We start from the raw sequence: 317 nt of genomic DNA, 5'->3' as shown, positions 1-317 counted from the left end.
TTTTCTGCGCGCACATAAATGGTTTGCGGGTTAACTACATTGGTGTATGGGCTAAAAATCTGCACATTGGCATCGTTAGTGTCTGCTCCTGCCTGCGTGGTAAAATAGGTTAGTGTAATGCCTGTTTGCCCGTTTAGTATTTGCGTGTTGGCATCTTCTAAATTAAATTCTTCGACCTCATCGCCTGGGTTGTTAATATCACAGAGTTCCAGTGGGTCTGGTTGTACCAGTACTGGTAATGGGTTTACTATTAACTCTAAGGCTACGGTTTTGTAACAGCCTGTGGCATTGTCTTCTACACGTACCCAAATGGTTTC

The 317-nt window shown here is 43.5% G+C and carries 1 protein-coding gene; it reads right to left on the bottom strand.

Annotated features, from left to right (window positions below):
• Positions 1-317: hypothetical protein (locus ACVC43_RS00145; RefSeq protein WP_452222546.1), on the bottom strand; the 317-nt coding region annotated here is incomplete at both ends.

It is taken from the genome of Lacinutrix chionoecetis (genome assembly GCF_053604665.1).
This window is presented reverse-complemented; position numbering and strand designations above follow the sequence as displayed.